Raw genomic sequence first — 22848 nt, forward strand, 5'->3', positions numbered from 1 at the left:
CATTTCTATTTAAACCTATACCTGTTACTATTGAAGACCGTCAGCGCCTTTTTCTTTTCTCTCCTGCCTTTTTTCCTTCATCTTATCTTTCATTTCTTCTTTCACTTCCTGGTACTTTTCAAACTGCTCTTTACTAAGCACCTCGCGGTATTCAGCCTCTTTCTGCGAGTTGATCTTTTTGACTGTACGCAGTTTGGATAATTTGCCGCCATTGCCTTTTAGCACGGGATCCATTTGCAGGGCGTACTTCAGGTTAATGGCGCCTATCTTTTGTGTTTGCGCATCATCCAGCTGCAGCTGTTTTTTTAAATAATCTGTTTGCATTTGTGCACGTTTTTCAGGCGTGCTTTGTTTCATACCATCCTGGGCCAGCAATGCGGCAGGCGCCAGGGCAAAACAACAGGCCAGTAAGGCTGCTTGCAATAAGAATAGTGTTCTTTTCATATGTTCTTGCTTTTGTGTTATAAGGTAATTGGATGGCCTGCCGGGCGCCGGGTTGTAAAAGGGAGGGTGAAACAGCAGAATCAGCGGGTGAACTTGCGGCTAAGAATGGGGAAGCGGCTATCAGGCATTCATCCATGCCTTAAAAGCAGGTACACGGGCTTTGCTGATGAGGATCTTTTCCGCAGCTTCGGGGGTAGTTTTTACCAGCAGGCGTCCATTGAAAAAGAAATCTACTTCCTGTATGGCTTTGCGCTGTACAATAAACTGGCGGTTGGCGCGGAAGAAAATATGCGGGTCCAGCTGCTGCTGCAGCTGCTCCAGGGTAAAGTCAATGGTGTATTGTTTATGTTCCAGTGTGCAGGCCTGCACTATTTCGTTGGCGGTGTAAAACCAGGCTATCTGCGCGGCTTCCAGTGACAGCATCTTTTCCCGGAAATGCACTAAAAAGGATTGTTTGTATACCGGCTGCTCCTGCATACTTTTTAACAGCCGTACCATTTGCTCCTGTGCACCGGCGTTCAAATGTCCGCCGGTAAGCTTACGGTATTTTTGCAGGGCACGGCTAATCTCCTCCATTTCATAGGGTTTAAGCACATAATCAATGCCATTGGATTTAAAGGCCTGCAGTGCATAATCATTATATGCTGTTACAAAGATCACGGGCTGCTCTACTTTCGTTTTCTCAAAGATCCCGAAAGATAAACCATCTGCCAGGCGTATATCCATGAAGATGAGGTTACACGCGTTGCTGTTTTGCTGCAGCCAGCTTACAGATGCCGCTACGCCGGGTAAAATGGCGGTTATGTTAATAGCGGGGTCAATGTCCTGCAGCATGCGTTGCAGGTTGCGTGCGGTAACAGGTTCGTCTTCGATGATAAGGATATTCATTGTGCTGTTAGTTATTAGTAAGCGGCAGCTTCACCAGGAAACTATCTGCTGTTCGTATAATACTGATCTCTTTTTTCAGCAGGATCTTAAAACGTTCATCCAGGTTGGCCAAACCCAGGCCTGCGCCGGATTGCGGGAAGTGTACCGGTTGCAGGTTATTCTTTACGCACAGCTCATCCCCCTCCACATAAACCTGCACCTGTAATGGTTGCGCAGCCAGGGCGCGGTTATGTTTGGCTGCATTTTCTATAAGCAGCTGTAAAGATAAATGCGGTAACAGCTGCTGATGATATTGTGCCGGCACATCTACCGTAATTACAATACCATCTTCAAAACGCATTTTTAATAGTTCGGTAAAAGAGTGCAGGTGCTGCAATTCATCTTTTAAAGGGATCAACTGCTGCTGCTCCTGCAACAGGTTCCGGAAGGTACGGGACAGGTGCCCGATGAACTGCTGCGCTTTCACCGGGTTTTCCCTTACAATGCCGGAAAGGGTGCTGAGCGAGTTAAAAAAGAAATGCGGGTTCAGCTGCTGTTTCATCAGCTCCAGCTCTGAACGCAGGTAACGGCTTTTGATCTGTTCTGTTTCCAGCTCCCTGGCCTGTGCCTGGCGCAGCAGGTATATGATCCGGATCACCAGCATTTCCACCACCATACATAGCGCCAGCCGGGCCAGGTAAGTAGCGCGGAAAAACCGTACCGGCAAATGATTGGTATCTACCGACAAGCGCCGTTGTATAGCTATGCCTATAATGCAGAAGATCATAAGCAGCAGAAAGTTCCAGAAGGGGTAAATGGCGTAGGTATTGGCCAGCTTATTTTTGCGCAGTTTGGGAAACCAGTGCAGGTTCAGCTCAAATACCAGCCAGCAGAACAGGAAGGTCCAGGCAAACTGGAAGCTGAACTCCCAGGGGTTAAAGGTGGTGAATTGACTGATCCAGCTGCCGTTGCGCGCCTGCAGGATCTTAGGCAGGTTTACCAGTAAGGTTACCAGCAGGGCGCTATAGAATACGATCTTTTTTTCAACGGCCAGTTTCATTTTTCAAAAATGCGGAAAAACGGGCAGATTGTTGCTTGCCGGGCCGGCGAAACGTCTTTTTGTGCTGGTGAATTTCACCGCCGCCCACAGTCCCTGGCGCAAAAGAAAAGGTCCGGTACTAGCCCGGACCTCTTGTATCAAACATTCAAGCTGAATTCTTATTTTTTTGCTTCTGCGGGTGCAGCTACTTTTTTGTTAGTAGTGGGTACTACGTCGCTTTCATTTGCCAGCTCGTTCTTATGGTCAAAGTCAACCAGTACAGGAGCAGCTACAAAGATAGAGGAGTAAGTACCGGTGATCACACCGATCAGCATAGCAAAGGCAAAACCGCGGGTTACTTCACCACCAAAGATAAACAGGATCAGGATGGTCAGGAACACCGTGAGGGAGGTCATTACCGTACGGCTCAATGTATCATTGATAGCGCGGTTAATGATGGTATTGCGGTCGCCGCCTTTCTTTTCACGGAAGTACTCGCGGATACGGTCAAATACGATCACCGTATCGTTCATGGAGAAGCCGATCACCGTCAGGATAGCTGCAATAAAGTGCTGGTCTATTTCCAGTGTAAAGGGTACAATATCTTTAAAGAAAGAGAATACTGCTAAGGTCACCAACACGTCATGCAGCAGGGAGAAGATAGTACCGATAGAGTACTGCCACTTACTAAAGCGCAGCAGTATGTACAGGAATATCACTACCAGCGACAGCACCGTGGCCTTGATAGCGCCGGCACGCAGATCGTCCGAAATGGTGGGCGATACGGTTTGTGAGCCTACTATATAACGGTTAGAGCTAAACGCTTCATATGTTATACCGGCATCGTAGTATTTTTTCAGGCCCTGGAACAGTTTTTCTGTTACTTCCTTATCAACAGCCAGGCTTTGTTCTTCTATTTTATAAGAAGTAGTGATGCTCAGCTGGTTATTGCTGCCGCCGATGGTTTTCACATAAGGCTCTGCACCAAATACTTTCTGCAGGTCTTCGCGTACCTCTGCTTCATTCACAGATTTATCAAAACGGACAGTAAAGCTGCGGCCACCGGAAAAGTCGATACCGTGGCGGAAACCATGGAAGAAGGAGGCAACACCCATTACCATTACCACTGCAGAGATCATGTATGCATACTTTCTTTTGCCTACAAAGTCAAAGTTCGCATGTTTAAAGATCTTGCGGGAAACGGGGGTGAAATATTCAAAATGTCTTTTCTTGTTAGTCCACCAGTCGGTTACAATACGTGATACCAGGATACCGCAGAACAGGGACAGCAACAGACCGATGATCTGTGTGGTAGCAAAACCCAGTACCGGGCCCAGGCCGAAATATAACAGGATGATAGCGGTGAGCAAAGAGGTGATGTGACCATCCAGGATCGGCGCGTAAGAACGTTTGTAACCGTCTTCCACCGCCTGCTGATAGGTTTTACCGCGGCTCAGCTCATCTTTTATCCTTTCAAAGATAATTACGTTCGTATCCACTGCCATACCAATGGTAAGTACCAGACCGGCAATACCAGGCATAGTGAGTGTAGCGCCCAGGGAAGCCAGGATACCTACGGTGAACAGCAGGTTCAGGATCAGGGCAATATTGGCAACCCAGCCACCGGTGTTATAGTACACCAGCATGAGGGTGAATATAATAATAAAGGAGATGATGAAGGATTTAGCGCCTGCTGCGATAGACTCTGCACCCAGGGTAGGTCCTACGATCTGTTCCTGTACAATCTGTGCAGGAGCCGGCATTTTACCGGATTTCAGGATATTGGCCATATCCTTTGCTTCTTCCACGGTAAAGCTACCGGTAATGGATGAACGGCCACCGGCAATTTCACCCAGGATAGAAGGAGCGGAATATACAATACCATCCAGTACAATGGCTACATAGTTAAAGGTAGAGCGGTCGTCCGGGTTGGTAGGGGCCAGCTGGCCGGTCAGCTTTTTCCAGTCGCGTGCGCCGGTGTTATCCATGGTCATGCTGATCTCAGGACTGCCGTTCTGGTCAAAATCCTGGCGTGCATCCACTACCCTTTCGCCACTTACCGGGGGTGCAGGGTTAGCAGGGTTCACTTTCAGCGCATATACTTCCATGGCGCCATTGCGGTCTGTTTTATTTTCCTGTCCGTATACAAATACCAGGTCTTTGGGAACCAGGTTCTTTACGCCGGGCATTTGCAGGTAACGGCGGAAGGTAGCAGTATCCTTAGGCAGGATCATACCTACTATGGGGCCGGGTACTATCTGTCCGTCCTGGGAAATATAAGGACGCATTACAGAGAACAGCGGGTTGGTTTTAGCAAAGTCGCGTTCCAGCTGTGCCTGCGTCTGGGCAGAATCAGCTTTTTTACCTTTACCGCTACTGTCTTTAGCCAGGTAGCTATCCAGGCTGGCGGTTTTGGTGGTATCTTTAGTGGCAGCGCCTTTTACGGTATCGCTGGATGCCAGTAAGGCAGAATCGGTTTTAGCAGCAGTGGTATCAGCTGCGTTCTTACCGCCCAGGGCAGCTTTCAGCGCATCGTTAACCGGCTGCAGCACACCTACTACAAATTCCTGGTTGTTCTTATAAGTTTCGCGGAATTCCAGGTTGGCGCTGGCCTGTAAGTATCTTCTTACACGGTCAGGGTTGTCAACCCCCGCCAGTTCCACGGAGATAATACCTTTATTTTCATCCAGGCTGATGTTAGGCTGTGATACCCCGAACTTATCGATACGTTTTTGCAGTACCAGGTAAGTATTCTTGATAGCAGCATTGGCCTCGCGACGGATCACGTTCAGCACCTGCTGGTTGGTAGAGTTGAAAGTAAGATCTTTTTCGTAGGCATTGGCGAAGATGGTGGCCAGGCGTCCGCTGGGCTGTACTTCTTCATATGCAGTACCGAAGAGGGATACGAAATCAGACTGGCTGGCTTTCTTACGCTGATGGGCCAGTTCCAGGGCTTTATTAAAAGCAGGATCCTTGGAGTGACCGCTCAGGGAACGGATCACATCTTCCACGCTTACATCCAGCACCACGTTCATACCACCCTGCAGGTCCAGACCCAGATTCAATTCCCTGTCTTTGGCTTTGTTATAAGTCACGTACAAAGGAAACCCTACGATCTGTTTGTTACCCACGCTGTCTAAAATCTCTTGCCTCCGCAATTTGATCTGGTCGTTCAGGCTATCCTGGTAAAAAGCCTGTTGCTCTTTGCTACCCGGATATTTCTGTTCAGGTGTAGGATATTGTTTGGTCACATCGTTCTTGGCCTGCTCCACTATTTTCTTCTCATAGTTGCGCACCACGAACGTAAAGGACAATTGGTACAGCGATATAAGGATCAGCGCCGCCGCAAAAATTCTAACCAGTCCCTTTAGTTGCATATTCTTTCGGGTTTATAAATTTTTTTTAAGAGTTGCAAAGATAGAATTTAAATTGATATATTAAAGTCATGTCCAGCATGGGCCTTTCGTGCTATTTTTTTGTAGATCCAATCTGTTGAGCTATGCGTTGTTTCTGTATCCTTTTAATGATCCTGGCTGCCTGCAACACTGACAAATATATGCAAACCCGCCATTATCCTGCAACAGATAATTTTTTAGATACCCTTTTACAGGCGAATGCGCAGCGGCTGGGACCGGTATTTGCGTACCCGGACAGCTTTCAGTTGCAGATCATTTACACCCGGATAGACCGGGACGCCCATAACCGCCCCCATTTCCGGGATTTTTACTACCATGTTGATACCGGACGGTATTTTTACCCTGCCTCCACTGTAAAACTGCCCGGGGCGGCGCTGGCCCTGGAAAAGCTGAATGATCTGCATATTCCCGGCCTGGACCGCAACACGCCTATGTATATAGACAGCCTACCCGGTGTAAGCCCGGCGGTGTACGAGGATCATACTTCCGCCAATGGCCAGGCCAGCATTGCCCATTATATTAAAAAGATATTCCTGGTAAGTGATAATGACGCCTTTAACCGCCTGTATGAGTTTGTGGGCATGGAGGCCATGAATGAGCGCCTGTGGCAGATGGGGTACCCCTGTGTGCAGCTGCGTACGCGCACAGGCGTGGGGTTTCTGCCCCCCGACAGTAACCGGCATACCAATGCCATGCACTTTATACACGAGGGGCAGGAGGTGTACCGGCAGCCGGACCAGTACAGCCAGCTGGCCTTTAGCCCCCGGCATGACAGTGCGGGCAGGGCCTTTTATGACCGTAATAAAGTGCTGGTGCCCCGGCCCATGAACTTTTCCAAAAGGAACCGCCTTTCCCTGCCGGATGTACATATGATCCTGAGGAGCTTAATTTTTCCGGAGTCTGTAACAAAAAGCCGCCGTTTCCGTTTAACGGAAGATGATTACCGGTTTTTGTACCGCTGCATGTCGCAGTACCCAACGGAAACAGCCTACCCGGCTTATGATTCCACGGAGTTTTACCCGGCCAAAGTAAAGTTCCTGTTGTATGGCGGCGACCGGCGGCTGCAAATACCACCCTACATCCGTATATTCAACAAACCAGGATGGGCTTATGGATATTTAACAGATGTAGCCTATATTGCGGACTTTTCCCACCAGGTAGAATTTATGGTGGCAGCCACGGTATATGTAAATAAAGACGGCATCATTGGCAGTAACTACCAGTTTAACAAAACAGGAAAACCATTTATGGAGGCTTTAGGCCAGGTACTTTATCAGCATGAACTACAACGGAAAAGAAAATACCTGCCGGATCTTTCGCGTTATAAATATTAAAACGAGCACATTCGTACATTATCAATCATAAACTGCTAACACTTAAAAATCAATAAAAACAATCAGTGTGATGAGGACTAAAAAGTATCGTTTATGGGCAATAGCCGCCCTCGTTGTGACCGTAACCGGATTTACCGCCTGTTTAAAATCAGACCCTGTGCAGCCGCAACGGCCGCAAGCCTACTTCTGGTTCATTGGCGCTTATAGCACCAGCTTAACCCTGGACGTATTGGACAATGGCACTAAACTGAATTCAACAGCGCTGGCTTTTGATTTTGTTGCACCTTACAGTACCGTGGGAGGCCCGCACGTATTTACTTTCAAGAAAAGTGGTGCAGACAGCACGATAGTAGAAAATACCAACCTGTATGATTCCTTGCAAAGCTATACCCTGATACTGCATGGAGACGCTACTACCGGCGCCAAGCTGACGCGTGTTATTGATGACTACACTGCTACCAGCACCTCTAAAGTGAATTACCGTTTTTATAACCTGAGCCCCAGCATAGGCCCGGTAGACCTGTACATTAACGACACTAAGCTGACCAGCAATGTGAACTACGCAGGCCAGGGCGGTTTTTACAGTGCCTTTACCACTACAGATGCTACCGGCAGCGGTAACGTATCAATTAAAGTAAAAGCACCTGGTAAGGATTCTGTAATTGCACAGAAAGATAACGTACCCTTAAGCGTAGGTTACCCCTACACTATTTACCTGAAGGGCGAAAAAAATGCGCCTACCGATGCACGCAAGCTGAGCGTAGGTATCATACAGCATAGCTAATACAGCATTGCAACTACTATAGACAAATTTAATTGATGGCAACAATGGGCTGAACAAATGTTCGGCCCATTTTCATTTATGCCCTTCCACTAATATTGTGCTGCTTTCACTTTTTTGCTGTAGGTTTGTCGAGGTCAATCCATCATTTATTCTATGACACAACTCGCAGAAAGATTATCCCGGATATCCGAGCCTGAGACCATTAAGATGGCAAAATTGAGCCGTGAGCTTAAAGCACAGGGCATAGACATTGTAGACCTGAGCATAGGCGAACCGGATTTTGAAACCCCTGTACATATCAGGGATGCAGCTAAAAAGGCTATTGACGAAGGTTTTACCCACTACACACCGGTAGCCGGTTATGCGGACCTGCGCCAGGCCGTGGTACACAAATTAAAAAGGGATAACGGACTTGAATATACGCCGGAGCAGATCGTGGTATCTACCGGCGCTAAACAAAGTATTGCCAATGCAGTACTGAGCATTGTAGACCCGGGTGATGAAGTGATCATTCCTACCCCCTACTGGGTTACCTATTCAGAACTGGTAAAACTTTGCCAGGGCGTAATAAAATTTGTGCCCTGCAGCATTGAGAATAAATATAAGATCACGCCGGAGCAGCTGGAAGCCGCTATTACGCCTGCCACCAGGCTGTTTATGTTCTCCAGCCCCTGCAACCCTACCGGGGCGGTGTATTCCAAGGCAGAACTGGCGGCACTGGCCGAAGTATTTGCCCGGCACCCGGAGGTATTCATTATTGCCGATGAGATCTATGAATACATTAACTATGTAGGCCAACATGAAAGCATAGCGCAGTTCGGCGACCTGAAGGACCGCACCATTATCATTAATGGTTTAAGTAAAGGTTTTGCCATGACGGGCTGGCGCCTGGGTTACCTGGCCGCACCCCCTGCCGTAGCTAAGGCTGCGGATAAGATCCAGAGCCAGTTCACCTCTGCTACCTGCTCTATTACCCAGCGGGCGGCCATTACCGCCCTTACCGGCGAGCTGACATCTGCTATGGCTATGGTAGCAAAGTTTAAGGAAAGGCGTGCATTCATTTACAAAGCCCTGTCTGAAATTCCCGGCCTGAAAGTAATTGAGCCGGAAGGCGCTTTTTATATGTTCCCGGATGTAAGCGCCTTTTTTGGCACTTCTTATGACGGAACTTCCGTGAAGAATGCGGATGATCTCTGCATGTATCTTCTGCATAAATCCCATGTATCTGTAGTAACCGGCGCTGCCTTCCAGCAGCCGGGATGTATCCGTATCTCCTATGCCAACAGCATGGAAAAGCTGGCAGAAGGGGTGAAAAGGATGGCGGATGGATTGGGGAAGCTAAAATAATGTGAGGATGTGCAGATATGCAAATGTGCAGATGGATCTAATGTGCTGATGTAGTAATATGAGCCCATCATTTGAGCTATTTCATTGCAGACCTGCCTATTTGCACATTTGCAAATTAATTATATATATTTGCGTGAAAATTATTGCTGCTACATGCCTTCTACTCAAACGTTGCTGTATATTGTAATTACCATTGGCGCTATTGCGCTGATCTATATGACCATCAAAGACCTGATCAAACCTAAGAAGGATGAACCGGCAGCAGCCCCTAACCCGGGCGCCAGCGCTGCCGTACTGCCTTTACAGTTACAGGCCTATGAGCGCCTGGTATTGCTGGTAGAGCGTATTAACCCGCAAAGCCTCATCAGCCGCCTGTATATGCAGGAAATGACGGTGGTAGATATGCAGATAGCACTGATACAAACTATTAAAGCTGAATTTGATCATAACATTTCCCAGCAGATCTATGTATCACCTGCTGCCTGGGAAACCGTGAAAACATTAAAAGAGCAAACCATTACGCTCATTAACCAGATCTCTGCCCAGTTACCGGCCGATGCGCCGGCAAAAGAGCTGAACCGCCCTATACTGGAAGCTTTCCTGCAGGCCGGAGAATCGCCTTCAGAGCTGGCCAGCCAGATATTGAACGGGGAAGCGAAGAAAATTATGAGATAATTTTCAATTACACTTTCCTATCGTTTCACCATATGCACCCGTTTCGGGCGTATCACTTCATACAACAGGTATCCTCTTCCGTTAAAAGAAATATATAAGGGCTCGCCCATGTACCAGGGCGTATCCTTGTTAGTTTTGGCATGTGCCTGAATATGCAGGTGCGGTTCAGAGCTGAAACCGGAATTACCTACGCAGCCCAGCGCCTGCCCCTGCTGCACCCATTCATTTTCATGTACCACTACGCTGCCTTTTTTCATATGCGCCAGGAAAATGTAGCTGGAATCAGTTTCCAGCAGTACCTGGTTGGTATTTTGCGGACCGCGGTCCATGTTGGGTGGAATGTTATCCGGGTTATCGCTGTAGGCCCGCAGCACACGGCCGCTGCAGGGCGCATAAATGGTGTCGTTGAATATTTCATAGTCTTCCAGCCGGCTGCTGAACACTTTGTTGGCGCGGCCGCCCCAGCTGTTGAGCTTCACGATGTCCATTGCATAAATGGCGCCCCGCAGGCTGAAGTGGAATAGGTTGGTAGGCAGGCCTTTACCTCCCTGCAATACAAAATAGCGGCCTGTTTTCAGCGGAAAGGCCAGCTCTACCCGCTTTTGTTTTAAGCCGGTGGTGCCGGTGAAATAGGTGATACATAAAAAGCCCAGAATGCCTACCCATAATAAAGACATGGCCCTTTTCCAGGGCTGCGGCGGCCTGGCATTTGGTTTTTTGCTGCGTACCAGTGCGGATAACAGGCATAATAACAGCAGCACACCAAACACATATTTGGCATGTACCGTCAGGTACACCCAGGTGCCATACAGGTAAATGAACAAACCAAGGGATAGTGCCAGCAACCCCTGGGACCAGCCATAGCGGAAGGGTTTTCCGGTGGCCCTAAACATGAAATACAAGCTTAATAACGCTAATGCCAGACTAAGTGACAGGATTCCGTAAATGAACATATAAATATAATGTGCTAATGTGCCAATAGCTTATGTGCTGACAAAGGTATGAAGCAATTGCCGATGTATTTGACCTGTCAGCACATCAGCAAAATTATGTAACATTGTTTATGGAAAAACACGTTACAGATGCCGGTATCACCATACAACCGGTATATACGCAACCGGTAGCTATGCAGGAATTACCGGGACAGTTCCCTTTCACCCGCGGCATACACGCCTCCATGTACCGCGATAAGCTCTGGACCATGCGGCAGTACGCAGGTTTCAGCACCGCAGAAGCATCCAACCAAAGATATCATTATCTCCTGCAACAAGGCGTTATGGGTTTAAGCGTGGCCTTTGACCTGCCTACCCAGATAGGATACGATTCCGATCACCCGATGGCGGAAGGCGAAGTAGGTAAAGTAGGTGTGGCGATTGATTCCCTGGAAGACATGGAGCGTTTGTTCAAAGACATTACGCTGGAACAGATCTCCACCTCCATGACCATCAATGCCACCGGTTTCATCTTATTAGCGCTCTATATAGCCCTGGCAAAAAAGCAGGGCGCTGACCTGAAGAAAATATCCGGCACCATACAGAATGATATACTCAAAGAGTATGCCGCCAGGGGTACTTTTATTTATCCGCCCCAGCCTTCTATGCGGCTGATCACTGATATTTTTGCCTATTGCAGTAAAGAGGTGCCCAAATGGAACACCATTTCCATCAGCGGATACCATATCCGGGAGGCCGGCGCCAATGCTGTGCAGGAGCTGGCCTTTACCCTCTCTAACGGCAAGGCCTATCTGAAGGCTGCCCTGGATAAGGGGCTGGATATAAATGTGTTTGCCCAGCGCCTCTCCTTCTTTTTTAATGCGCACAACCATTTGTTTGAGGAGGTGGCCAAGTTCCGGGCAGCCCGCCGTATGTGGGCCAACATTACCCAGTCACTGGGCGCAACAGATCCCAAGGCGCAAATGCTGCGCTTCCATACCCAAACCGGGGGCAGCACCTTAACTGCGCAGCAGCCGCATAATAATATTGTACGGGTAGCCGTGCAAACACTGGCGGCCACACTGGGCGGCACCCAATCCCTGCATACCAATGGTTTTGACGAAGCCCTTTCCCTGCCCACTGAAGAAGCGGCTCGTATTGCGCTGCGCACCCAACAGATCATAGGTTATGAAAGCGGCATAGCTGATACCGTGGACCCGCTGGCCGGATCGTATTACGTGGAAGCGCTGACCAATGAAATGGAAACCCGCGCCTGGGAGCTGATGGGGAAGATAGATGCTATGGGCGGCGCCGTAAGCGCCATAGAACAGGGTTTTGTGCAGGAAGAAATTGCCCGCAGCGCCTACCTGTACCAGCAGCAGATAGAAAGGGGCGAAAAGGTGATTGTGGGGATGAATAAGTTCACCATGGAGGATACCGGCTCGCCGGAGATATTCCGGATAGACGACAGCATCCGCAAAGTGCAGAGCGACCGCCTGGCTGCCCTGCGTGCCAAACGGGATAACGGACAGGTACAGCTTTTGCTGCAACAACTGGAAACCACAGCCCGCAGCAGCGATAACCTGATGCCGCTGGTAGTAACGGCGGTGGAGAACTACTGCACCCTGGGAGAGATTGCGGATACGCTGAGAAAGGTGTGGGGAGAGTACCGGGGGAACTAAGGAGGCTTTCACCTTTTGCTGTATGCTTTTGTTTTTTACCTTTTTCCTTTTTTACTTTTTATTTTTGCGCATCCAACAGGAGACCGTAAACAGAAAACTTGCATGAGTTTAATCTACTATAACAGCTGCCCGCTTTGCGGGTCGTCCAACATCAGAGAGGTACTTACCGCACAGGATTATACCGTATCAGGGGAAAAGTTTGAAGTATGGCAATGCGGCCAGTGTACCGGGCGTTTTACACAAAATGTACCTACCAGCAGCCGTATTGGCCGTTATTACCAGTCGCAGGAATATATTAGTCATTCAGAAACCCGCAAGGGCCTGATCAACCGTTTATACCACAGCGTTAGAAAGATCACCTTACGCTCTAAAGCCAACTGGGTAAAAGCCGCTACTGGTCTTAAACAGGGCGAGCTGCTGGATATTGGCTCCGGCACGGGCGCTTTTCTGCACTATATGCAGCAGAACGGCTGGAAGGCCAGCGGCCTGGAACCGGATGAACAGGCCAGGGAGAATGCACAAAAGATCTATAAGGTAACGGCGCAACCGGTAGAGCAGCTTTTTTCCCTGCCGCCGGCCAGCTTTGACGCCATTACCATGTGGCATGTGCTGGAGCATGTGCACGAGGTACATGCTTACCTGCAGCAGATCGGTACTTTATTAAAACCGGAAGGCGCTGCGCTGATAGCAGTACCCAACTATACTTCCCCGGATGCAGCCCATTATGGCCCTGCCTGGGCAGCGTATGATGTACCGCGCCACCTGTACCACTTCTCCCCTGCTGCCATGCAGCAATTACTGGAACAGCATAACCTGAAGATCGTGAAAAAACACCCCATGGTGTTTGATGCGTTTTATGTAAGCCTGCTGAGCGAGAAATACAAAACAGGCCACAGCCGCCTGGTAGCCGGGGGCTGGAATGGATTTCTTTCGTACCGCAAAGCGTTGAAGGAAACGGATAGGTGTAGTTCGATTGTGTACGAATGTAAGCTGAAAGCATAAAGGATAAAGCAGAAAGCTGATTGGAGCGTATGGATACGGGGCCATTAGCTTTTTGCTTTTAGCTTTCTGCTAAAGCAAAAACGCTGATTGACTGGAATGTTTTCCGCAATCAGCGTTTTGCTTTATAAACTATGCATATTGTGTTTACGCGTTACGCATTCAGCTTTATGCTTTGCGCTTTCAGCTTTATGCTGCAATTAATACAAGTAGTTCAACGCAATTATGTCATTTGCATTAAAAGTACGGTTGCCGCCGTTAGAGCATGCCAGCATCCAGGAAGCTGCATCAGGACCGGAAGGGGTGCCGGGGATGCGTACAGCGCCTATGCCGGCAGAACCTTCGTTACCACCGCTGCCGCAGCTGTAAGCACGGTTCATATAATCAGTATGACGGAAGCCAATGCAGTGGCCAATTTCGTGCTGTATTACAGAACCTACATAATTTACATTCGGGTTAGAACCGTATGCAGCTGCATTGGTGTTCATGCTGATAGAGCTATACGGGTTGCCGCTGCGGGTGGGGAAACCGGAAGAGCCCAGTGTAATAAAACCACCGCTGGGGCCTTCATTAAAACCACTGATAGTGATGTTGGCGGAACCGCTGGTAACGCGGCGGAAAGTGAGCTGCAAACCCCTTGCGTTGTAACGGGAAATGGCCAGGTCAGTGCCATCAATAAAAGGTTGGGTTAAACCGGTTACGCGGATAGTGATCACGCGGGGTAAACCAGTTACAAGATTGTTGGTGCGGTACTGTTCTACTTCTGCAATGCGCAGGTTAGGAGAAGAGGATACAGATGCCAGCTCCTGTTCACTCAGCAGGATGTCGCCTTCTACCAGGTAACCGCCTGTTACTTTGTGTACATCAGCTGTGCTGAAACCTTTGTTGCTGATCTTTTGCAGCACATCCTGGGAGATCTTTTGATTTTGTTGTTGTTCTGTGCCCGCATTGTCCTTCTGACAGGAAATAAACAATGCGCCTGCCATCAGGCAGCCCATGAGGCTACGGGTTACTTGTTTGAACATAAATGTGGATTTTGGGTTTTGGATAATTGGATTGATTTGCTCATGCATAGTATATCTGTATTTAATAGCATAGCTATAGCGGCTGCAAATATGCAGGCACTAACGGGTTCGGATAAATGTAAAAGGCTGTGAATAATGAAAGCTAAAAAGTGAAGGAAAAACGATTCCTGCACTTACAGTTAAGTTTCAATTTTCACCAATAGAAATTCCGGAAATTAATGCTCCGGGTTTAACAGATCTTGCTCTAATAAAATTTGTGCTAAAACGCGCTGGTTCAGATTTTGCTTGTTTTCAATTTAGATCCTGGTTGTGCCGGTTCTTTCTTTTTCTGCGTTCAATATTACAACATTAGCATAATTTAAAAAAACATTTTCGGCCCTGTTTATAAAAAATTGGGATGCTGCTTTAATTGCATTAGTTTTATTATGCACACTGCAATTATATTCCGTTACATGACACACATCATTGCCAGATCACTATGGGTGCTGCTGTTCCTCTATGCCCCCCAATCATTACAGGCCCAGCAAGCCACTGGTAATGATACCGTATTGCAACGGTATGGGGTTTTACCAGCTGCTAAAACCGTACAAGACAGCAGCCATAAATCCGTTTTTTACCTGGTAAAATTTCGCGTATATCCCGGTGTTTCTTCTTTGCAGTCATATGGTGTTGTAAAAACCATTAACCGCTTTTATTACATCTTACAACAACCAGTTAGGGATACCTCTTTATTGCACAATGTAGTATATACTTATGTGGCTAATGATAACTGGAAATGCAGTGAAGGATTGTTACAAAGGCTGGAAAAACTGCGCCCTGCTGACAGCCTGGCCCTGCAGGTACAGCTGGACAGCAGCGGGCAGCAACCTGCCTTTTGTAAAGTGCAGCGGGTATGGGCCGGCCATTTTGCTGTAGTAAAGGTAAAACGGGCGGACTGGCCGCGCTTTATATCGCAACCTGTGATCCGCTTTGCAGATGCCTTGCGCAGGCCTAAAACAGAGATCATTATTCCCAGTAATGATATGACCCTGAACCGGGTAAGCACCGTGCAGCAATTGTACCCTAACCTGCAGGGGCAGAACATGACAGTATCTATCAAAGAAAATATTTTTGATACTACAGATATAGACCTTACCGGCCGGTACACAGACGGGGGGATAGCATCTACCCAGGTTGATATACATGCTACTATTATGGCTACCATTATTGCCGGAGCAGGCAATACTGGCCCGGAAGGCAGGGGTGCGGCTGTGCGGGCGCGTTTAACATCCTCTGATTTTAATACCTCGCTTTTACCGGATGATGCCGCCCTTTACGGGCAACTGCATGTGCGTGTGCAAAACCATTCCTACGGTACCGGCATAGAAAACTATTATGGCGCAGAAGCCGTAGCATACGATCAGCAAGCCCTTAGCATGGACACGCTGCTGCATGTATTTTCTTCCGGTAATGATGGGAACCAGGCGCCTGCAGATGGCGTGTACAGCGGTATAACAGGCGTAGCCAATCTTTCCGGCACTTACAAACAGGCTAAGAATGTGCTGGTAGCCGGTGGTACGGACGGAGAAAATAACCTGCCTGCACTTAGCGCCAAAGGCCCGGCTTACGACGGGCGTGTAAAACCGGAGCTGGTGGCATATGGGCTGGATGGCACATCCAACGCAGCGGCGCTTACCAGCGGCATAGCCACCCTGGTGCAGGACGCCTATATACAGCAATATGGCAGAACGCCAGCAGCTGCTTTGCTGAAAACCATATTGATCAACAGCGCAGATGATATTGGTACTCCGCAGGTGGATTACCAGACCGGCTTTGGGGCCATTAACGCGCTAAAGGCCATCAACACGGTAAAAGAGCAGCGGGCTACCAGCGGCGTGGTAGCTACCGGCGCTACCCAGGACTTTTTTATTAATGTGCCGGCCGGCATGCAGCAGCTAAAGGTAACCTTAGGCTGGGCAGATCCTGCTGCGGCCGTAAATGCGCCCAAAGCGCTGGTTAATGATCTGGACCTTTGGGTAAGCGATAATTCCAATACGATCCGTTATGATCCCTGGGTGCTAAGCACCTACCCTGCTGCAGACTCCCTGCTGGCGCAGGCCCGCCGCGGACGCGATACGCTGAATAATACAGAGCAGGTAACCGTGGATAATCCTTCCGGCGGGGTATTTATACATGTAAATGGCCGGGCGGTACCCCGCGGGCCGCAAACCTTTTACCTTGCATATGAATTTATTCCCCGGTTATATTTCCGCTGGGATAACCCGGCCCCGCAAAGCAGCTTTAGCGCGGGTACTAATGTGCCGCTGCGCTGGGCTACTAACCTTACCGGCAGTGGCGATCTTTCGTATAGCCGGGATAGTATCAGCTGGCAGCCCATTGCCCTAAACCAGCTTTTGGCAGATGGTACCTATAACTGGCAAACGCCCGGCACTTTTTCCAAAGCCTGGCTGCGTATGAAAACTACCGATACCACTTACACCAGCGCGGCTTTTTACATTTCCCCTGCGCCGGAGCTGCATGTAGGTTTTGATTGTGCTGATTCTACCCTGTTATACTGGCCGGCCGTACCGGGTGCAGATGGATACGAGGTATATGCGCTGGGCGCACAGTTCCTGGAAACGTACCTGCGTACCCGTGATACCTTTGTTTTAATTCCCAAACAAAGTGTAAGCGCTACCTGGTTTGCTGTAAGCGCCATTCACCCGGATGGGTGGACCGGTACAAAAAGCTACGGCCTTGATTACCGCAACCAGGGGCTGAGCTGTTATGTATCCAGCCTGCTGGCAGACCCACAGGATAATGCGCAGGTGCGGCTTACGCTTAGCCTGGGCAGCCTGTATAACCTGAAAACCATCTGGTGGGAACGGTTGAGCGGCAATACGTTTATGCAGCTGCAATCCACCCCTGTTAGCGGCAGCAATGATTATACGATCGCCGATACCTCTCCGCAGGAAGGTGTTAACTATTACCGCGTACGGCTGGAAACCCAGGATGGGCGCATGTTGTATTCGGATACTGTATCGGCCCTTATCATTGGGCCGGCCAATGCATTCTTATTATTCCCGAACCCTGCCACTACCAGCCTGCAGCTGGTAAGCCGGGAACCGCTGGAACGGGTTTGCCAGATTGTGGATATGAGCGGGCGGCTGGTGCGCAGGCTCATTGTAGCCAACCTGCAGGAAAGTATTGATGTGAGCATGCTGGCGCCGGGCGGGTATGTGCTGGCAATTTATGAGGACGGGAAGAGAGTGTTTGTGAAGAAGTTTGTGAAGGCAAATTAGCTTACTGATGTTACTGTTTAAAATGAAAAAAGGCGCAGAGATTATCTGCGCCTTTATATTTTGATCTGTTTTTTTGATCTCTTACAGGTGGATTGCTTCGCCGTAAGCCACTTCTATAGCGTCTTTTACAGATTCGCTCATAGTGGGGTGCGGGTGAATGGAATCCAGCACTTCCTGGTAGGTGGTTTCCAGCTTGCGGGCGGTTACTGATTGTACAATGATCTCTGTTACGTTAGCGCCGATCATGTGAGTACCCAGCCATTCGCCGTATTTGGCATCAAACACCACTTTAATGAAACCTTCTGTTGCACCGGCAGCACTTGCCTTACCAGAGGCAGTGAAGGGGAATTTGCCCACTTTAACTTCGTAACCTGCTTCTTTGGCTGCTTTCTCTGTATAACCTACAGATGCAATTTCCGGTGAGCAGTAGGTACAACCCGGTACATTGTTATAGTCAATGGGTTCAGGTTTGTGTGCGTATTTCTTTTCATTGTAGGCAATGGCTTCCACGCAAATAATACCTTCTTTGGAGGCTACGTGGGCCAGGGCCTGGCCAGGTACCATATCGCCAATGGCGTATACGCCCGGGATGTTGGTCTGGTAGTATTTATCTACTAATACCTTTCCTTTGTCGGTTTTAATGCCCAGGGCTTCCAGGCCTAAGTTCTCGATGTTGGCAGTAATACCTACCGCGCTGAGTACCACATCTGCTTCCAGGGTTACTTCGCCGGTCTGGGTTTTTACTTTGGCTTTTACGCCGTTGCCGCTGGCTTCTACTGCTTCTACAGAAGCGTTGGTCATTATTTCAATGCCTTTCTTCTTGTAGATCTTTTCCAGCTCTTTGGAGATGTCTTCGTCCTCTACCGGTACTATGCGGGGCATGAACTCAACGATGGTTACTTTAGTACCCATGGTGTGATAGAAGTAGGCAAACTCCACGCCGATGGCGCCGGAACCTACTACGATCATGGATTTAGGCATCTGGGGCAGCACCATTGCTTCACGGTAGCCGATCACCTTTTTGCCATCTATTTTCAGGTTGGGCAGCTCACGGGCGCGGGCGCCGGTGGCCAGTATAATGTGTTTTGCTTCGTGGGTTGCAGTTTTGCCGTCCTTGTCCTTCACTTCGATCTGGCCTTTACCTTTTACGGTGGCAGTGCCCATGATCACATCTATCTTGTTCTTCTTCATCAGGAACTGAACGCCCTTGCTCATTTTGTCTGCAGAGCCGCGGCTACGCTTAACTACAGCGTCAAAATCTGCCTGTGCACTACCTACGGTAATGCCGTAATCTTTGGAGTGTTGTATATATTCAAAAACCTGTGCTGATTTCAGTAATGCTTTGGTTGGGATACATCCCCAGTTCAAACAGATACCGCCTAAGCTTTCCCGCTCAACTATAGCCGTTTTAAATCCCAGCTGTGAAGCCCGGATAGCAGCCACATATCCGCCGGGGCCGCTACCTATTACGATTACGTCGTATGCCATAATGCTTAATTTTAAGTCAAAAACTTGCCAAAGATAGCAAAAAGCTGAAAGGATAAAAGAAAAAGCTGATTGAGGAAGACATCTGTCTGTCAATCAGCTTTTTGCTATATATTTTAAGGACTATATTATCGCAGGTCTACTACTTCTACGCCGGGATACTTTTTGGGATCAAAGGTGAAAGTAGCGTCTGTAACGGCGGTGTTGGGCGTAAAGCTGGTAATTTCGTAAGTATACTGGTTACCATTCTTTTCAAACACCTTCATTCTGGCTATGTTCTGGTTCTTTTTATCAACAGACAGCACCACCTTAAAGATGTTCTTGGATTTGTCGGTGGGCGTCATTTCTATATTCTGGAGGGTTTTACCTTTTTCAGTGCTCTCCCCTTCCAGGCGATACAGGAAATCCTTGTCGTAGAAATTGGTGAACAGTTTTGCCGGTGTAATGGTGGTGGCTGACTGGTCTACGTTATTAATAGTTACTTCGTTCACATCTTTTGCATAGGTCCAGGAGGTTTTATTGTCGCTGATAATTTCCTGGCCTTCCATGCTCACTTTATATTTAGATCCTTTCAGGTACACAGTACCTTTCCTGGAATCATTTACGCTATTGTTGCCGCCCTGTACTTTCAGCACAAAGTTGGCTACGACGGTTTTAAGGGTTTTAAATTTCTTGCTCACATTATCCAGCACCGTCTTTGCTTTTGGATCATTTTGCCCCAGGCTGCCGCGGGTTTGGGCCATACCGCTTAATACCAGACCTCCCATCAACATACCTATTAATACAATTTTCTTCATCATTATCTTATTTAATGTAATGTTTCTAAGTCAAATGTTATGCCATCAGCCCTTGCTGGCTGGCAGCGACCGCGAAATTAGCTGTTAGCGTCCTTAAAATTATGTTAAAAGCTGTTCAGGATCTCTTCCAGGTCGGCTTCCGTCTTTACCAGCACGTCTCTTGCTTTGGAACCCATGTTAGGGCCTACGATGCCGGCGGCTTCCAGCTGGTCCATTAAACGGCCGGCGCGGTTATAGCCCAGTTTCATGCGGCGCTGTAACAGCGAGGTAGAGCCTTGCTGGTTTTGTACTATAACACGGGCAGCTTCTTCAAACAGTGTGTCCCGGTCCTGCAGGTTGAATTCCTTGCCTTCCAGCTCTTTTTCATCCACGTACTCCGGCAGCATAAAGGCTTCCGGGTAACCGCGCTGCCCGCCAATGAACTCTGCTACTTTCTCTACCTCCGGCGTATCTACAAAGGCGCATTGCAGGCGCACCAGCTCCCCGTTAAAGGACACCAGCATATCCCCCTGCCCTATCAGCTGCTCTGCCCCGCCAATATCCAGGATGGTGCGGCTATCTATTTTAGAGGATACCTTAAATGCAATACGGGCCGGGAAGTTGGCCTTAATGGTACCGGCAATAATATTCACGGACGGGCGCTGTGTGGCAATGATCAGGGGAATACCTACGGCACGGGCCAGCTGGGCCAAACGGGCTAGGGGCATTTCCACTTCCTTACCAGCGGTCATGATCAGAGCCGCAAACTCATCTATCACCAGCACTATGAAGGGCAGGTAACGGTGGCCTTTCTGCGGGTTCAGGCGGCGCTGTACGAACTTGGCGTTATACTCGCGGATGTTACGGGTGCCTGCTTCTTTAAGCAGATCGTAACGCACATCCATCTCAATACATAATGCATTGAGGGTATGGATCACCTTTTTGGTATCGGTGATAATAGCATCTTCCTCACCCGGCAGCTTGGCCAGGAAATGTTTTTCAATGAGCTTGTACAGGCTTAGCTCCACTTTCTTGGGATCTACCAGTACAAACTTCAGCTGAGAAGGATGTTTTTTATACAACAGGGATACCAGCAGGGTGTTAATGCCCACGGATTTACCCTGACCGGTAGCACCGGCCATGAGCAGGTGCGGCATTTTGGCCAGGTCGGCAATGAAGTTTTCGTTATCGATCTTTTTACCGATGGCAATGGGCAGGTCCATATTGTTCTGCTGGAACTTTTCAGAGGCCAGCAGCGCTTTGAGGGACACAATACTTTTTTTCACATTCGGCACCTCAATACCAATGGTGCCTTTACCGGGTATGGGCGCAATAATGCGGATGCCCAGCGCGGAGAGGCTTAGCGCAATATCATCTTCCAGGTTCTTGATACGGGAAATGCGCACACCGGCGGCAGGCACAATCTCGTACAAGGTAACGGTAGGCCCTACTGTGGCGCTGATCTTCTGGATAGAAATATCGTAGTTCTTGAGGGTGTCAATGATCTGGTTCTTGTTCTTATCCAGCTCCGTGGCGTCCTGCACAATCTTTTCATTGGCATGGGTATCCAGCAGGTCCAGGGCGGGATACAGGTAATCGCGCAGGTCCAGCAGCGGATCATAGGGATCGGCGTGTACTGGTTCCCGTTGGATCTCTACCTCATCGTCTATTTCTTCTTCCTCGTCCCTGAATCCTTTTATTTCAAAGGCCACTTCTTCGGGCGGGGTACGTTTCTTTTTAGGTGTGGGCTCAACGGTTTCCTCTATGTATAAGAGCGGCCCCGGATCTTCTTCCTCCTCCTCTTCCAGCTCTTCCTCCTCTTCCTCTATTACGGGTGGTATTGTAGCTGCAGGCGGAATATAAGTGATACCTGATTTAGCTTCTGCCCGTTCTACCAGCTGCATTTCCTCCCCTTCAGGATCTGTTTCTGCAGGCGGAATTACCATCACGCCTACATCGCCTTTTACCCCATTCTTACGTTTGCCTTTGCCATTGATCACCGGCGCTTCTTCCATTACAGGTTCCGGCTGCGGTATGGGCACGGCTGCTTTTTCAGGGCGGGGCTTACGCTCCGGCCATTTGAAATCGAAGTTGAACTTCCATACCAGCCAGGAAAGACCGGCTACCAGCAGCATGAGCGCTGTACCGGTTTTGCCGATAAAACCATTGCTCCAGCGGTTAATGGCATCACCCACGGCGCCTCCCCAGGGGAAACCGTCGTGGATGGCTATGAAGGCCATTACACTACTGATGAACAGCAGCCCGAATAAGATATGCTTGATATTGCGCCATACACGGAATACGCGGCGGCCTACAATAAAGTTGATTCCCAGTATAAAAGTGAGATAGCAGAAAAAGTAGGAGGCTACGCCAAACCCGCCATAGAAGAACCAGTGGGATACAAAGGCGCCCAGCCTGCCCAGGAGGTTATCGACCTTTACATCGTTCATAAACAGCACATTGGCTGCATAGCGGAATACTTTGTCCTGGTCTTCTTCCCAGGTGAACAGGTAGGAGGTGAAAGCGATGAAAAAGTACACGGACAGCAGCAGGCATATCATTCCCAGTACCTTATGTGTGCGTTCATCTTTGACCAGCTCTTTGACCTTTAGATCGGCCTCTTTGTCTTTTTTGAGCACATTCACATCCGGTTGTTCCTTGCGCGGCGGCTTTTTGCTGTCAGGTTTTTCCGTTTTTAATTTATTTTTTGACATAATACGAGGTCAAAAATAGGAAGAAATTTTAATGTGCAGGTGGGGAGA

At 48.8% G+C, this 22848-nt stretch carries 16 protein-coding genes; 7 read left to right on the forward strand and 9 right to left on the reverse strand.

All coding sequences use genetic code 11. The annotated features are described in order from the left end of the window. Positions 1-27 precede the first annotated feature (27 nt). From KVT36_RS19775 to secDF, 4 genes are all read right to left on the reverse strand, one after another. Positions 28-444: a hypothetical protein gene (locus KVT36_RS19775; RefSeq protein WP_217605188.1), complete on the reverse strand. Its 417-nt coding sequence runs from the start codon at positions 442-444 to the stop codon at positions 28-30. A 120-nt stretch (positions 445-564) separates the two neighbouring features. Then, positions 565-1332, reverse strand: a complete 768-nt coding sequence (locus KVT36_RS19780; protein WP_217605189.1) for a LytTR family DNA-binding domain-containing protein — start codon at positions 1330-1332, stop codon at positions 565-567. Between the two features lie 7 nt (positions 1333-1339). Continuing rightward, on the reverse strand, positions 1340-2371 hold the full coding sequence (locus KVT36_RS19785; protein WP_217605190.1) for a sensor histidine kinase: 1032 nt from the start codon (positions 2369-2371) through the stop codon (positions 1340-1342). A gap of 158 nt (positions 2372-2529) precedes the next feature. Continuing rightward, complete coding sequence (gene secDF / locus KVT36_RS19790; protein ID WP_217605191.1) at positions 2530-5727, reverse strand: protein translocase subunit SecDF; 3198 nt, start codon at positions 5725-5727, stop codon at positions 2530-2532. Between the two features lie 122 nt (positions 5728-5849). Between secDF and KVT36_RS19795 the strand changes: the two genes are divergently transcribed. The 4 genes from KVT36_RS19795 to KVT36_RS19810 all read left to right on the forward strand — a co-directional run bounded on the left by KVT36_RS19795 (position 5850) and on the right by KVT36_RS19810 (position 9906). Beyond that, positions 5850-7100, forward strand: coding sequence for a serine hydrolase (locus KVT36_RS19795; protein ID WP_217605192.1), 1251 nt, complete (start codon positions 5850-5852; stop codon positions 7098-7100). A 70-nt stretch (positions 7101-7170) separates the two neighbouring features. After that, on the forward strand, positions 7171-7884 hold the full coding sequence (locus tag KVT36_RS19800) for a DUF4397 domain-containing protein (protein ID WP_254640105.1): 714 nt from the start codon (positions 7171-7173) through the stop codon (positions 7882-7884). A 207-nt stretch (positions 7885-8091) separates the two neighbouring features. Beyond that, positions 8092-9231: a pyridoxal phosphate-dependent aminotransferase gene (locus KVT36_RS19805; RefSeq protein ID WP_217605194.1), complete on the forward strand. Its 1140-nt coding sequence runs from the start codon at positions 8092-8094 to the stop codon at positions 9229-9231. A 153-nt stretch (positions 9232-9384) separates the two neighbouring features. Next, on the forward strand, positions 9385-9906 hold the full coding sequence (locus KVT36_RS19810) for a hypothetical protein (RefSeq protein ID WP_202909281.1): 522 nt from the start codon (positions 9385-9387) through the stop codon (positions 9904-9906). A 17-nt stretch (positions 9907-9923) separates the two neighbouring features. Here the strand turns inward: KVT36_RS19810 and KVT36_RS19815 are convergent, their stop codons facing one another. Continuing rightward, the gene (locus tag KVT36_RS19815; RefSeq protein ID WP_217605195.1) at positions 9924-10799 is read right to left on the reverse strand and encodes a M23 family metallopeptidase; all 876 of its coding nucleotides are present in this window, start codon (positions 10797-10799) and stop codon (positions 9924-9926) included. A gap of 170 nt (positions 10800-10969) precedes the next feature. Between KVT36_RS19815 and KVT36_RS19820 the strand changes: the two genes are divergently transcribed. Together KVT36_RS19820 and KVT36_RS19825 are read left to right on the forward strand one after the other, a co-directional pair. Next, a complete protein-coding gene (locus tag KVT36_RS19820; RefSeq protein ID WP_217605196.1) occupies positions 10970-12520 on the forward strand; it encodes a methylmalonyl-CoA mutase in 1551 nt (516 codons plus the stop codon). Positions 12521-12622: 102 nt separating this feature from the next. Further along, the gene (locus KVT36_RS19825; protein WP_217605197.1) at positions 12623-13522 is read left to right on the forward strand and encodes a class I SAM-dependent methyltransferase; all 900 of its coding nucleotides are present in this window, start codon (positions 12623-12625) and stop codon (positions 13520-13522) included. Between the two features lie 197 nt (positions 13523-13719). Here KVT36_RS19825 and KVT36_RS19830 read toward each other — a convergent pair whose 3' ends face one another. Continuing rightward, on the reverse strand, positions 13720-14544 hold the full coding sequence (locus tag KVT36_RS19830; protein WP_217605198.1) for a M57 family metalloprotease: 825 nt from the start codon (positions 14542-14544) through the stop codon (positions 13720-13722). Positions 14545-14996: 452 nt separating this feature from the next. Between KVT36_RS19830 and KVT36_RS19835 the strand changes: the two genes are divergently transcribed. Beyond that, positions 14997-17825 (forward strand): S8 family serine peptidase, encoded by a 2829-nt coding sequence (locus tag KVT36_RS19835; protein ID WP_217605199.1) that lies wholly within the window; start codon positions 14997-14999, stop codon positions 17823-17825. A gap of 81 nt (positions 17826-17906) precedes the next feature. Here the strand turns inward: KVT36_RS19835 and lpdA are convergent, their stop codons facing one another. From lpdA to KVT36_RS19850, 3 genes are all read right to left on the reverse strand, one after another. Beyond that, positions 17907-19313, reverse strand: coding sequence for a dihydrolipoyl dehydrogenase (gene lpdA / locus KVT36_RS19840; protein WP_217605200.1), 1407 nt, complete (start codon positions 19311-19313; stop codon positions 17907-17909). A 125-nt stretch (positions 19314-19438) separates the two neighbouring features. Continuing rightward, positions 19439-20110, reverse strand: a complete 672-nt coding sequence (locus KVT36_RS19845; RefSeq protein ID WP_217605201.1) for an outer membrane lipoprotein carrier protein LolA — start codon at positions 20108-20110, stop codon at positions 19439-19441. 101 nt (positions 20111-20211) lie between these two features. Next, positions 20212-22800 (reverse strand): DNA translocase FtsK, encoded by a 2589-nt coding sequence (locus KVT36_RS19850; protein ID WP_217605202.1) that lies wholly within the window; start codon positions 22798-22800, stop codon positions 20212-20214. Between the last annotated feature and the right edge of the window lie 48 nt (positions 22801-22848).

The organism is Chitinophaga sp. GbtcB8 (assembly GCF_019091455.1).
Taxonomy (GTDB): Bacteria; Bacteroidota; Bacteroidia; order Chitinophagales; family Chitinophagaceae; genus Chitinophaga.